Genomic DNA, 12,422 nt, shown 5'->3' with positions numbered 1-12,422 from the left:
ATTCGTCGCAGATTTGGCGCACCCGCTCGAAATAGCCTGGGGGAGGCGGGATGCTGCCGCCCGCGCCGGCACCGGCACCCGCGCCCGACGCCGCTCCCGCGGCGGCGGCCCCGGGTTTCGGCCCTGACACGCCGCCCACGCAGGACTTCATGTACCCGTCGATCGGCTCCAACTGCCTGGCGGACGGCACCAGCGCCATCGCCACCGCGTTGTCGGTGGCGGGGCCGGCCAAGATTCCTGCCCCAGGCCCGGGGCCCGGCCAGACCGCCTACGTGTTCACCGCGGTCGGCACGCCCGGACCCGCCGAGGTGCAGAAGCTGCCGCTGAACGTCACCTGGGTGAACCTGACCACCGGCAAGTCGGGAACCGTTGCCCTGCAGCCGCGCCCGGACATCAACCCGGAAGGCCCGACGACCTTGAGCGCGATCGTCGACACGGGCTCGGGCAGCATCATGTCGACGATCTTCGGGCAGGTCACCACCAAGGAAAAGCAGTGCCAGTTCCTGCCCACCATCGGCTCGACGGTGGTGCCGTAACGGATCGGCGCCGCCGCCGCCTCGTCGCCTGCGAATGCGCGTGTCCCCGCCCGGGGGCACGCGCATTCGCGTCAGGCGGACGCTAGTACGCCATGAACAAGATGGCGTCGCGGTCGTACTCGAGGCCAGGATGAACGCTGGCGAGGTGAGCCTGGGTCAACTCGACCAGTTCGTCCTCATCCTTGCCGACGATGGCTTCGCCGCATGGACACGTTATGTGTGTCTTCACGTTGTCGCCCTTCCCTTCTTATGGACCTGCTACTTCGCCGCTTTGGCTGCCGCTTTCATCTGCTTTTTGTAGGCGCGCACTTTCCCCATCGACTGGGCGTCGACGATGTCGGCGACGGATATGTGCGCACCGGCCTTGCCGAAGTCCCCCGCCGCCGCGCGCCACCCTTTCGGCGTCACGCCGTATTGCTTGCCCAGCAGTGCCAAAAAGATCTGCGCCTTGACGTCGCCGAATCCGGGCAATCCCTTGATCCGCCGCAGCAGCTCGCCTCCGTCGGGGTCGCCGGCGGTCCACAATCCGGCCGCGTCGCCGTCGTAGCGGTCCACGATGATCTGCGCCAGCGTTTGGATGCGCTTGGCCATCGAACCCGGAAAGCGGTGTATCGCAGGCCTTTGCGAGCACAACGCGGCGAACTTGTCGGGGTCGTAGTCCGCGATTTCGGCGGCATCGAGGCTGCCCATCCGGTCCGCGATCCTCTTCGGCCCGGCGAACGCCGTCTCGAAGGGGACCTGCTGATCGAGAACCATCCCGATGAGCAGCGCCAAGGGACTCTCGTCCAGCAGCCTGTCGGCCTCAGGATCTTGAGCGAGGCAAATTTTCACCGTCAACGATCTTCCTTCCGCTGAACATGCTGGGACCGGGGACCCATAGGTCGCAAGACTACTCACCAGCAATGGCCGCGTTATCGTGGCGTGGTGGTGGATGAGGGCAAGCTGGCGCTGATGCTGGCGCGCGACGAGCTGCATCAGCTCGTCAACGCCTACTGCCGGGCCGTCGACCGCGCCGACTACGACACGCTGCGCAGCCTGTACCACCCCGAGGCGACCGATTCGCACGGCTCGTTTTCGACCGGCGGCGTCGAACAGTTCATCGCGCAACTACAAGCGGCCGAACCGTATGTGCGTGTCTCCCAACACAACATCACCACCACGAACTTCGTGGTCGACGGCGACACGGCGCGCGGTGAGATCTACTGCCTGGTGTTTCACACCTTCGCCGGCCCCGAGCACGACGTCGACGTCATCATCGGCGGGCGATACCTGGACACGTACACCAAGCACGACGGCCGCTGGAAATTCGGTCAACGCACCATCGTGGCGGACTGGGCGTACCAAAACGACCCGTCCCGAATGAACTTCGAACACCCCAGCACCCGGGGCAGCCTGCGCGGCCGACCCGGCCAAGCCGACCCTTCGATCGGCGTATTCACCGCGCCGGAAGGCTGAAGCTCACGGAACATCCTGGCGCACAGCACGTTTCGCCAGCGACCATCAGCCGCTCTTGCGACGGAATTCCCGGCGGTTTCCCACCGCGCCGTGTGCCCGCGACTGCTTGCCCGCGCCGTCCTTGTGGTCGGACCCGCTCGCGGATTTCGCCATCTTGCGGTCCAGGGCTTCGCGGAATTTGCGCTTGGTGTCGTCGTCCGACCCGGGCGATCCGGCGGCCCCCGAAGGCTCCGACGACTTCGAACCCTGCCGAGCATTCGATTCAGCCATAGGGGGCAGCCTAGCCCTGGTTTGCCGAAACGGTTGGCTAGGTGGCGCGGCTACCGCATGCCCGGCGGCATGCCGTACAGGTGCGAGATCGGCAGCGTCAGCAGCACCCGCCGGTCGGTGACCATGGCCTGCCGGTATTCGTCCCAGTCCGGGTGTTCACCGGCGATGTTGCGATACAACGCAATCAGCGCCTCGACGGTGTCGTCGTCCGGCGCGGCCGCGGGGGGCGTCAGCTCGGAGGTGCCCTCGGCGACGGCGTACGACCAGCCGTCGTCGGCGTCGACCAGGATCGAGGCCCGCGGGTCCCGACGCAGGTTGCGGGTCTTGGCGCGCGGCTCGGTGATCGACACCTGGATCGCCAGGCTGCGCGGGTCGAAGTGATAGCTCACGTTCGAGAGCTGCGGCCGCCCGTCGCGCTTGATGGTGGCCAGCACCCCGAGGGAGTGTCCGCTGATCAAGGCCAGCAATTTGTCGTCGAAGACTTGGCGTCCCATGACGAAAGCCTACGTCGCGGACGGCCGGGGCGGCCCGGCATATTCGCCGCGCGGCCGACCTGGTGGAATCGGGGCATGACCAAGTACGCGGCGTTTCTGCGTGGCGTCAACGTCGGGGGCGTCAACCTCAAGATGGCCGAGGTGGCGGCCGCGCTGACCGAGGCGGGATTCACCCAGGTCCGGACCATCCTGGCGAGCGGCAACGTGCTGCTGGAGTCGACCGCCGGCGTGGCATCGGTGCGCAAGAAGGCCGAAGCCGCGTTGCGTGACCGGTTCGGCTACGACGCGTGGGTACTGGCCTACGACATCGACACGGTGCGCGCAGTGGTCGAGGCTTACCCGTTCGAGCGTGAGCTCGACGGCTATCAGTCGTACGTCACGTTCGTCGCCGATAAGGCAACGCTCGATGAACTGACTGAGCTCGCCGCGGCGGGCGAGGACGCCGGCCCCGACGAGAAGGTTCGCCGCGGCGAAGGCGTCATCTACTGGCAGGTCCCCAAGGGCGGCACGCTGGACAGCCGCATCGGCAAGACGATGGGTAAGCCGCGGTACAAGTCGTCGACGACGACGCGCAACCTGCGCACGCTGGACAAGGTGTTGCGCTGACGCACCGCTAGCAAAACTGCTGTGCGCCAATGGGTTTCGATGCTTCCCGAGCACCGGTCACTCGTCGGGCACCGCTTCGATGTAGCGCACCGCGTCGGCCCTGTCCAACCCCAGTCCGCGCGCAACCCGGACGTACTCGCGGGCCGCGGCAGCCATCGCGGCGTCGGTCGGGTCGTAGCGGGCGATGAAAGTGCCGAAGCGCCCGCGGGTTTCGATGATGGCGGAGGTTTCCAGCTCGCGGTACGCGCGCGCCACGGTGTTGACGGCGACGCCGAGCTGGCCGGCCAGGTCCCGCACGGTCGGCAAGCGGGTGCCGGGCGGCAGCGCACCCTCCCGGACTCCATCGATGACCTGCGTCCTGAGCTGGTCGAACAACGGCTTGCCCGCCTTCATGTCGACCTTCAACCAGTCACCCAGCTCCACCCGTCCAGTATCCCCCACCCCCGGCTATCTTGGTGGGATGCGAGTAGCGGTGCTCAGCGGCGCGGGGATCTCCGCCGAAAGCGGTGTGCCGACCTTCCGCGACGACAAGAACGGATTGTGGGCCCGCTTCGACCCTTACGAGCTGTCCAGCACCCAGGGATGGCGCGACAACCCGCAGCGGGTCTGGGGCTGGTATCTGTGGCGTCATTACCTGGTCGCCGACGTTCAACCGAATGCGGGTCACCGTGCCATCGCCGCCTGGCAAGACGACGCCCGGGTCAGCGTCATCACCCAGAACGTCGACGACCTGCATGAGCGCGCGGGCAGCCGGTCGGTGCACCATCTGCACGGCAGCCTGTTCGAATTCCGTTGTGCGCGTTGCGGTACGGACTATTCCGGTGCGCTGCCCGCGATGTCCGAACCGGCGCTGGAGGTGGACCCCCCGGTATGTCACTGCGGCGGGCTGATCCGGCCGGACATCGTGTGGTTCGGTGAGCAGCTGCCCGACGAGCCGTGGCAGCGCGCCGTAGAGGCGACCGAGGCCGCCGACGTCATGGTGGTGGTGGGGACCTCGGCGATCGTCTATCCGGCGGCCGGACTGGCCGAGCTGGCGCTGTCCCGGGGCACCGCGGTCATCGAGGTCAATCCCGAGGTCACGCCGCTGTCGGGCAGCGTGACGATCAGCATGCGTGCGACGGCCAGCGAGGCGCTGCCCGGTCTGCTGCAGCGGCTACCTGCGCTGCTGAACTGACGGGCCGGCCGTCACGGGCGGCGCGCGCGGCCGAGCAGCAGCTCGGAGACGGGCATCGGCGCCCAGGCCGGCAGCGTGAATTCGCGCCGCGAAGTGTCGATTTCGAACCCCGCCTCCATGATCGAGCGCTCGGTGTCACGGTGCGTGTGGCAATTGCCGAACAGCCGCGGCCACAGCGTCGCATCGGCGAAACGCTGGAAGCGCCCCCGCGCACCGGCACTGGCGATGTGCTCGAGATAACGCAACTCCCCGCCCGGTCGCAGCAGCGAATACAGGCGCCGCAACACGCCGACGGGGTCACGCACCGAGCACAACACCAGCGAGCACACCACCGCGTCGAACGGCTCGCCGCCGCGAAACGCTTCGGCTGTCTCGCCGGTCACCACGACGCGCGTGGGTACCGCCTCCGCCGCGGCCCGGGCCTGGGCCGCCAGCCGCTGCTCGGGTTCCACCGCAACCACCTCGTCGACCGAGTCCGGGTAGTGGGGAAAGTTCGTGCCGATTCCCGCGCCGACTTCCAGCACCCGACCGGACAAACCGGCCAGATTCTCCCGGCGCAGGGCCCGGATCGCCTCGGCTTCATGGGTGGCGACGACTGGCCAGACGCGCGCGAAGAAGGGGTTGTCGACCACCGTTGTCATATGTATGTGAACCTTCCGACTCGGAATCAGCCCCACAATAGGGTCCGCAACGACGAACCGGTCGGCGTTAAACGGAATTAGGTACCGGTTCGCCGACGGGCACGGGCTCCGCAACCGGCTCGAGGTATTCGAGGGTTTCGTCGGGGCCGCCCTCACTGATGCCGAACCGGTCATGCAGCCACGCCAGGGGTTTGGGCGCCCACCAGTTCCATCGACCCATCACGTGCATGAAGGCCGGCACGACCACCATCCGCACCAGCGTGGCGTCGGCGAACACGGCGAGCGTCAGGCCGAGGCCGAACATCCGCATGAACGAGACGTGGGCGGCGATCAGCGCGGCGAACGACATCGACATCACCAACGCGGCCGCGGTGATCACCCGTCCGGTGCGGGCGACACCGAGCGCCACGCTCTCGTCGTTGGCGGCGTGGGCCTGCTTCGCGGTCGGCCTCGCCGGCCGCGCGGCACCGGACGCCAGCCAGTACTCGCGGATCCGGGACAGCAGGAACACCTCATAGTCCATGGACAGCCCGAAGGCGATGCAGAACAGCAGCACCGGCATGTTGGCCACCAGCGTTCCGCTGGGCGTCGTCCCGAGCGCACCCAGGTGTCCGTCCTGGAAGATCCACACCAGCGCGCCGAACGCCGCCGTCAGCGACAGGAAGTTGCAGGCCAGCGCCTTGGCCGGCAACAGCACGCTGCCGGTGAGCAAGAACAGCAACACGAAGGTGATCGCCGCCATCAACCCGAGGACCAGCGGAAGCCGGTCGGTCACGGCGTCGACGCTGTCGCGGTTGACCTGCGCGACCCCGCCCATCTCGACGGATCGGCCCGCGGGTCCGGGTACCTGGTGCAGCCGTTTGAGCTGGGCGTCATTCGCCGTGGTGAACAGCGGCGCCGTGCTGCTGACGGTCAGGAAGGCGCTGCCGTCGTGCAACCCGGTGGCCCCCGCAGGCGGCCCCACCCGGTTGCCGGCCGTGAAGGTGCCGCCGGGGGCTGCCACCGCTGACACGTCGGCAACCCGCGACAGGTCGGCGGCGTAGTTGTCGAGGTCCGCCGCACCGAGGCCGGTCGCGTCGGGGATGACGACGGGCACCGACGTCGCAGAGTCGTGCGCGAAATCGTTGCGCAGCTGGTCGCCCACCTGATGCGCCGACGCCGACCGCGGCAGCACCCGGTCGTCGGGGAAGCCCCACGTGACGCGCAGGAACGGATACCCGAGCAGCAACAGCAGCGCGACGACGGTCAGGCCGATCGGCGCCCAGCGGCGCATCACGAGTTTGGTGGACCGATACCAGAACAGCTGCTCGGCGGGTTTGTGCACCGGCTCGGGACGGCCCAGCATGCGACGCCCCAGCCGGCGCACGTTCAGGGCGTCCAGCCGGGGGCCCAGCAGCACGATCGCGGCCGGGGTGATCACGATCGAGGCGGTCGCGACGAAGGCGACGGTCGCGACGCCGGCGTAGGCGAACGACTTGAGGAAGTACATCGGGAACGCCACCGTCGCCGACATCGACAACGCCACGGTGACCGCGGAGAACAACACGGTTCGCCCGGAGGTGGCCATGGTCCGGACGAGCGCTTCCTCGCGGTCGTGGCCCTCGGCCAACTCGTCGCGGTAGCGGCTGACAATCAGCAGGGTGTAGTCGATGGCCAGGGCGAGGCCCAGGGCGGTGCTCAGGTTGAGGGCGAAGATCGAGACTTCGGTGGTGAAGGTGATGAGGCGCAACACCGTCATCGACCCGACGACGGCCAGCGCGCCCAGCGCCATCGGCAGCGCCGCGGCCAGTAGCCCGCCGAACACCCAGATCAGGACCAGGAAGCTCAGCGGCAGCGCAATCATCTCCATGACCAGCAGGTCGGCCTGGTTCTGCGTGTTGATCTGCGCGTACTGCATCGCCGCGCCGCCGGCGCGGACGGTGACGCCGTCGCGGTCGTGGATGAACTGGTCCGCCAATGTCTGCGCGTTGCTCTGGGCGTAGTTCTCGCCGCCCTTGAGGTTGACCACCACGAGCCCAGACTTGCCGTCGCGGCTCACCAGGTCGTCGGGCTGCCCCGGGGGGACAGGAACAGGGCGCGTCCACGGCGAGGACACGTTGTAGACCAGCGGGGATTTCTGCAGCTGGTCGACGAGGTCGGTGCCCACCTTGCGGGCCTGCTCGCTGTTGGTGCCGCCGGGGGCCGTCACCAGGATGAGCACCTGCTGGCCGCTCTGCCCGAACTTGTCGCTCAACACGCTGATGGCGTGCGCCGACTCAGAATCCGGGTCCTGGAAGCCGCCCGGGGACAGGCTCTTCGCGACGGGGACACCGAAGACGGCGGCTGCGATGAAAACCAGCACCCCGGTCGCGATGATGCGGCGGGGCGCCCTGATGGCGACTCGGGCGATTCTTTGCAGCATGTTGTGCCCTTCCGCTGCCGGTGCCCCATTGCGCTGGCCGCTGGCTAATCCCGCGACAACCTAACAAACGCTAGTTTCCACGCGTCGAACAGTGTTCTCTATAAGCACGCAGGCGGGTGCCGGAGCGTTCAACGCCGCGTTTTAAACCGCATCGACGGTAAGAGTCCAGCCAGAAAAATGTGTCGCAATTAAGCAGCTCACGGCATAAATCGCCGCGCGTGCGCCGGTCAACCTACTTGCCGGTAAATTGCCAAGATTTTCCGAATCGTGACTCAAAGATTCCTTAATGGTGGCCCATACGCTCAGTGTCATGTGGATCGACGACACAAGTGCCGACGTCATCAAAGTTGACTTCGAAGCCCTCTACCACGGCGACGTGCTGGTGGAAGGCGAGACCTCAGAGCAGTTCGAAGAACTGCAAGCGGCGAGCTGAGGCAGACCATGAGCATGCTCGCACGGTTGTTAATGGCCGAACCCAACGTCAGTCGGTGGTTCCGCAAGTAACCACTGGTCCTGGTTTTCCCGAAAGCCCCCCGCGGATGCGGGGGGCTTTCGTTCTGTCCGTCCGGCTCAGCGAGGGGCCATGCGGATGGCGCCATCCAGGCGGATGACCTCGCCGTTGAGCATCGGGTTCTCGACGATGTGGACGGCCAGGGCGCCGTACTCGTCGGGGTCCCCCAGCCGGGCCGGGTGCGGCACCTGCTTGCCCAGCGAGGCCTGCGCCTCCTCGGGCAGCGAACCCAGCAGCGGCGTCTTGAACAGGCCGGGGGCGATGGTCACCACGCGGATGAGCTCGCGCGACAGGTCGCGCGCGATCGGCAGGGTCATGCCGACGACGCCGCCCTTGGACGCCGAGTAGGCGGCCTGGCCGATCTGGCCTTCGAACGCGGCGACCGACGCGGTGTTGATGATGACGCCCCGCTCTGGACTTGTTTCGGGGCCGACCGGCTCGGTCTTGGCGATGCGCTCGGCGGCCAGCCGCAGCACGTTGAACGTGCCGATCAGGTTGACCCCGATCACCTTCTTGAAGCCGTCCAGCGGGAAGGGGCCGTCCTTGGACAGCGTCTTGATGGCGTTGCCGATGCCGGCGCAGTTGACGTTGATGCGCAGCGTGCCCAGCGACTCCGCGGCGTCCAGCGCCTTGCCGACGGCGGCCTCATCGGTGACGTCGGCCTCGACGAAGCGGGCGCGATCGCCCAGCTCGCGGACCGCTTCTTCGCCGCGCACGTCGATGACAACCACCTGGGCACCGCGGTCCAGCAGTCGCTTGGTGGTGGCCAGGCCCAGGCCTGACGCTCCCCCGGTCACGACGGCAACGGCGTCTTTGATCTCCATCCGAGTCCTTCCTGATTCGCTCGAGTCCAGCCAACTGGTTGGTTGGGACTATACCCAGTCCTTGAGGACCGCTTCGGCGTCGGCCACCGGCGCCGCGCGGCGCGGTGTCTCCGGCGCGGTGCGGGAGAACCGCGGCGCCGGCAGCGGCTGCAGTCCGCCGTCGACCTCGTAGAAGGTGTTGCGCTCGGTGATGTGCGGCTCGGTCTGCACCTCGCCGAACGCCAGGATCGGCGTCACGCAGGCATCGGAGTCGGCGAACACCTTGGCCCAGTGGTCGCGGTCCTGGCTGCCGAACTTCTCGGTCAGCACCGCCCGCAATTCGGGCCAGCGACTCACGTCGTTCTGCCCGGGCAGGTCGGCGCCGTCGAGGCCGAGCCCGGTCAGCATGGCGGCGTAGAACTGTGGTTCGATCGCGCCGACCGCGACATAGCGGCCGTCGGCGCATTCATAGGTGTCGTAATAGGGGGCGCCCCCGTCGAGCAGGTTGGTGCCGCGGGCGTCGGTCCACATGCCCGACGACCGCATCTGCCACATCATCTGGATCAGCACGCTGGAGCCGTCCACCATCGCCGCGTCGACGACCTGCCCCTTGCCGGAGGTCTGCCGCTCCCACAGCGCGGACAGGATGCCGAGCAGCAGGAACATCGAGCCGCCACCGAAGTCACCGACCAGGTTCAGTGGCGGGACCGGCCGCTCGTTCGCCCGGCCGATGGAGTGCAAGATGCCGTTCAGCGAAATGTAGTTGATGTCGTGACCCGCCTGCTGGCTGCGCGGGCCGGTCTGGCCCCAGCCGGTCATCCGGGCGTAGACCAGCCGGTCGTTGACCTCGGCGCAGTCCTCGGGGCCCAGTCCGAGCCGCTCGGTGACGCCGGGACGGTAGCCCTCGATCAGCACGTCGGCCTTCGCGATCAGCTTGAGGACGAGGCCGCGGCCTTCGTCGGACTTCAGGTCCGCGGTCACCACGCGCCGGTTGCGCATCATGGCGTCCTTCGCTGCGCCTCCGCCGCCACCCGCGGCCGAAGACGACGGGCGATCGATGCGCACCACGTCGGCTCCCAGATCCCCCAGGATCATCGCCGCGTGCGGGCCGGGACCGATGCCGGCCAGCTCGACAACACGAAGTCCCTTCAACGGTCCAGCCACGATCCACCGACCTTTCGTCTGCTCTGACGCCGTTGACCGTTCGCAACCAAACAACCGGTCGTTCGACATCTTCGCAGCCGTGCCGGAAGGCCGCGCACCCCGGTCACTTATGGTGAGCCCATGCCTTCATCCGCGCTCGCCACCCTCACCCCAGTCGCAGGCCTGGACGTCTCGCTGTCCGACGGCGTGTTGTCGGTGACCATCAACCGGCCCGACAGCCTGAATTCGCTGACGATTCCGGTGATCACCGGCATCGCGGACGCGATGGAGTACGCGGCCACCGACCCCGAGGTCAAGGTGGTGCGGCTCGGCGGCGCAGGACGCGGCTTCAGCTCCGGTGCGGGCATCAGCGCCGACGACGTCTCCGATGGCGGCGGCGTCCCGCCCGACGAAATCATCCTCGAGATCAACCGGCTGGTGCGCGCAATCGCCACGTTGCCGCACCCGGTGGTCGCCGTCGTTCAGGGCCCCGCGGCCGGCGTCGGCGTCTCCATCGCCCTGGCCTGTGACGTCGTACTGGCTTCGGAGAGCGCGTTTTTCATGCTCGCGTTCACCAAGATCGGATTGATGCCCGACGGCGGCGCGTCCGCGTTGGTGGCGGCTGCGGTGGGCCGGATCCGGGCCATGCAGATGGCGCTGCTTCCGGAACGGCTGACCGCCGCCGAGGCGTTGTCGTGGGGCCTGGTCACCGCGGTCTATCCGGCCGGCGATTTCGACGCCGAGGTGGACAAGGTGATCGCACGGCTGCTGGGCGGCCCGGCGGTGGCCTTCGCCAACACGAAGCTGGCGATCAACGCGGCCACCCTGACCGAGTTGGACCCGGCCCTGCAGCGTGAGTTCGACGGTCAGTCGGTGCTGCTGAAATCGCCCGACTTCGTCGAGGGCGCAACGGCCTTCCAGCAGCGGCGCGCCCCCAACTTCACCGACCGCTGAAAGTTCTTGCGGTGATCGGCCGCAACGCTTAATCCCGCTGCGATGCGGTAATCCTCCTCGTCAGACCAACTGACGAACCACGGAGGATCGATGCCCGAATCGGTGCGGTGCCTGGTGACCGGAGCGACCGGCTACATCGGCGGGCGCCTGGTGCCCCGGCTGCTGGACGAGGGCCATCACGTTCGGGCGTTGGCGCGCAACCCCGACAAGCTGGCGCAGGCGCCGTGGCGGCAACAGGCGGAGGTCGCGCGCGGTGACCTCGGTGACGTCGATTCACTGATCGCCGCGTTCGACGGCATCGACGTCGTCTACTACCTCGTTCACTCGATGGGAACCTCGAAGGATTTCGCCGCCGAGGAAACCCGCTCCGCTCGCAACGTCGTGACGGCGGCGCGGCGCGCGGGGGTGCGGCGGGTGGTGTATCTGAGCGGGCTGCATCCCGAAAATAGCGACCTCTCACCGCATCTCGCGTCGCGCAAAGCCGTCGGGGACGCCCTGATCGACTCCGCCCTCGAGACGGTGGTGCTGCAGGCCGGGGTGGTCGTCGGGTCCGGGTCGGCGTCGTTCGAAATGATCCGGCACCTCACCGACCGGTTGCCGGTGATGACCACGCCGAAGTGGGTGCACAACAAGATTCAGCCGATTGCGGTGAGCGACGTGCTGTACTACCTGGCCGCGGCGGCAACGGCCCCGGTCCGGGAGTCGCGCACCTGGGATGTCGGTGGGCCCGACGTGCTGGAATACGGCGACATGATGCGGGTCTACGCCGACGTGGCGGGCCTGGGCAAGCGCTACCTCATCGTGCTGCCGTTTTTGACCCCGACGATCGCCAGCCTCTGGGTGGGGACGGTGACCCCGATCCCGCCCGGCCTGGCGAGGCCACTCGTCGAATCGCTGGAATGCGATGCGGTGATGCGTAATTCGGACATCGACGGCATCATCGAACCGCCACCGGGCGGCCTGACCGGCTACCGTCGCGCCGTCGAACTCGCGCTAGCGCGCGCCGCTCGTGGTGTCCCCGACGCCTCCTGGTCCTCGCTGCGGTCCGAGCCGGCCGAGCCGCTGCCCAGCGACCCGGACTGGGCGGGCCAGATCGTCTACACCAACGTCCAGACCGCGACCACCGCCGCCGAACCCGGGAACGTCTGGAAGGCGACGGAGGACGTCGTGAACTCGCGGGCGACCGGCTGGAAGGTCGAGGAGCGCGCTGCGGGAACCCTGTTGCGGCTGCGCTCCACCAAGCGAGCGCCGGGACGAGAGTGGCTCGAGATAGCGATCGCCGGGCAGGACGGCCGCGGCACCTGCTATACCCAGCGGTCTACCTTTCTGCCGAGAGGCATCCCGGGGCGCGTGTACTGGTTCTTCGCGCGGCCGGTGCACATCGCCGCAATGCGTGCGCTGGCCCGCGAGGTCGTCGGATCGGCCCGGTAACCG

General features: G+C 67.9%; 15 protein-coding genes and 1 pseudogene. 7 read left to right on the top strand and 9 right to left on the bottom strand.

The features are described 5' to 3' along the window. Positions 1–59: 59 nt before the first annotated feature. A pseudogene (locus A5708_RS17015) lies at positions 60–536 on the top strand (hypothetical protein); the annotation flags it as partial. An 82-nt stretch (positions 537–618) separates the two neighbouring features. Here the strand turns inward: A5708_RS17015 and A5708_RS17010 are convergent. Both A5708_RS17010 and A5708_RS17005 read right to left on the bottom strand, forming a co-directional pair. Further along, positions 619–765: a hypothetical protein gene (locus A5708_RS17010; RefSeq protein WP_003875447.1), complete on the bottom strand. Its 147-nt coding sequence runs from the start codon at positions 763–765 to the stop codon at positions 619–621. A 29-nt stretch (positions 766–794) separates the two neighbouring features. After that, complete coding sequence (locus A5708_RS17005) at positions 795–1,367, bottom strand: HhH-GPD-type base excision DNA repair protein (RefSeq protein ID WP_065029751.1); 573 nt, start codon at positions 1,365–1,367, stop codon at positions 795–797. Between the two features lie 90 nt (positions 1,368–1,457). On the opposite strand from A5708_RS17005, the gene A5708_RS17000 reads away from it, so the two are divergent. Continuing rightward, entirely contained in the window at positions 1,458–1,991 is a 534-nt protein-coding gene (locus A5708_RS17000; RefSeq protein ID WP_065029750.1) for a nuclear transport factor 2 family protein, read from the top strand. A gap of 45 nt (positions 1,992–2,036) precedes the next feature. Here the strand turns inward: A5708_RS17000 and A5708_RS16995 are convergent, their stop codons facing one another. Continuing rightward, positions 2,037–2,261 carry a DUF5302 domain-containing protein gene (locus A5708_RS16995; RefSeq protein ID WP_065029749.1) on the bottom strand — a complete coding sequence of 75 codons (225 nt, stop codon included), beginning with the start codon at positions 2,259–2,261 and terminating at the stop codon, positions 2,037–2,039. Between the two features lie 50 nt (positions 2,262–2,311). Beyond that, the gene (locus A5708_RS16990) at positions 2,312–2,755 is read right to left on the bottom strand and encodes a PPOX class F420-dependent oxidoreductase (RefSeq protein WP_065029748.1); all 444 of its coding nucleotides are present in this window, start codon (positions 2,753–2,755) and stop codon (positions 2,312–2,314) included. 75 nt (positions 2,756–2,830) lie between these two features. On the opposite strand from A5708_RS16990, the gene A5708_RS16985 reads away from it, so the two are divergent. Beyond that, positions 2,831–3,361: a DUF1697 domain-containing protein gene (locus A5708_RS16985; protein ID WP_065029747.1), complete on the top strand. Its 531-nt coding sequence runs from the start codon at positions 2,831–2,833 to the stop codon at positions 3,359–3,361. Positions 3,362–3,418: 57 nt separating this feature from the next. On the opposite strand, the gene A5708_RS16980 is transcribed toward A5708_RS16985, so the two are convergent. After that, positions 3,419–3,784 (bottom strand): GntR family transcriptional regulator, encoded by a 366-nt coding sequence (locus tag A5708_RS16980; protein WP_065029746.1) that lies wholly within the window; start codon positions 3,782–3,784, stop codon positions 3,419–3,421. 37 nt (positions 3,785–3,821) lie between these two features. Here A5708_RS16980 and A5708_RS16975 point away from each other — a divergent pair, with 37 nt between their 5' ends. Beyond that, positions 3,822–4,535 (top strand): SIR2 family NAD-dependent protein deacylase, encoded by a 714-nt coding sequence (locus A5708_RS16975; protein WP_065029745.1) that lies wholly within the window; start codon positions 3,822–3,824, stop codon positions 4,533–4,535. An 11-nt stretch (positions 4,536–4,546) separates the two neighbouring features. Here the strand turns inward: A5708_RS16975 and A5708_RS16970 are convergent, their stop codons facing one another. Together A5708_RS16970 and A5708_RS16965 are read right to left on the bottom strand one after the other, a co-directional pair. Next, entirely contained in the window at positions 4,547–5,176 is a 630-nt protein-coding gene (locus A5708_RS16970; protein ID WP_065029744.1) for a class I SAM-dependent methyltransferase, read from the bottom strand. A 67-nt stretch (positions 5,177–5,243) separates the two neighbouring features. Then, positions 5,244–7,577, bottom strand: coding sequence for an MMPL family transporter (locus tag A5708_RS16965; protein ID WP_081292988.1), 2,334 nt, complete (start codon positions 7,575–7,577; stop codon positions 5,244–5,246). 310 nt (positions 7,578–7,887) lie between these two features. Between A5708_RS16965 and A5708_RS27825 the strand changes: the two genes are divergently transcribed. Next, the gene (locus A5708_RS27825) at positions 7,888–8,010 is read left to right on the top strand and encodes a hypothetical protein (RefSeq protein WP_085981634.1); all 123 of its coding nucleotides are present in this window, start codon (positions 7,888–7,890) and stop codon (positions 8,008–8,010) included. Positions 8,011–8,147: 137 nt separating this feature from the next. On the opposite strand, the gene A5708_RS16960 is transcribed toward A5708_RS27825, so the two are convergent. Further along, positions 8,148–8,912 (bottom strand): 3-hydroxyacyl-CoA dehydrogenase, encoded by a 765-nt coding sequence (locus A5708_RS16960; RefSeq protein WP_065029743.1) that lies wholly within the window; start codon positions 8,910–8,912, stop codon positions 8,148–8,150. Positions 8,913–8,960: 48 nt separating this feature from the next. After that, positions 8,961–10,055 carry a CaiB/BaiF CoA transferase family protein gene (locus tag A5708_RS16955; protein ID WP_065029754.1) on the bottom strand — a complete coding sequence of 365 codons (1,095 nt, stop codon included), beginning with the start codon at positions 10,053–10,055 and terminating at the stop codon, positions 8,961–8,963. 120 nt (positions 10,056–10,175) lie between these two features. On the opposite strand from A5708_RS16955, the gene A5708_RS16950 reads away from it, so the two are divergent. Then, positions 10,176–10,988 carry an enoyl-CoA hydratase gene (locus tag A5708_RS16950; RefSeq protein ID WP_065029742.1) on the top strand — a complete coding sequence of 271 codons (813 nt, stop codon included), beginning with the start codon at positions 10,176–10,178 and terminating at the stop codon, positions 10,986–10,988. A 90-nt stretch (positions 10,989–11,078) separates the two neighbouring features. Continuing rightward, positions 11,079–12,419, top strand: coding sequence for a DUF2867 domain-containing protein (locus tag A5708_RS16945; RefSeq protein ID WP_065029741.1), 1,341 nt, complete (start codon positions 11,079–11,081; stop codon positions 12,417–12,419). The last annotated feature ends 3 nt before the right edge of the window (positions 12,420–12,422 follow it).

Source organism: Mycobacterium colombiense, from assembly GCF_001672755.1.
Classification (GTDB): Bacteria; Actinomycetota; Actinomycetes; order Mycobacteriales; family Mycobacteriaceae; genus Mycobacterium; species Mycobacterium colombiense_C.
This window is presented reverse-complemented; position numbering and strand designations above follow the sequence as displayed.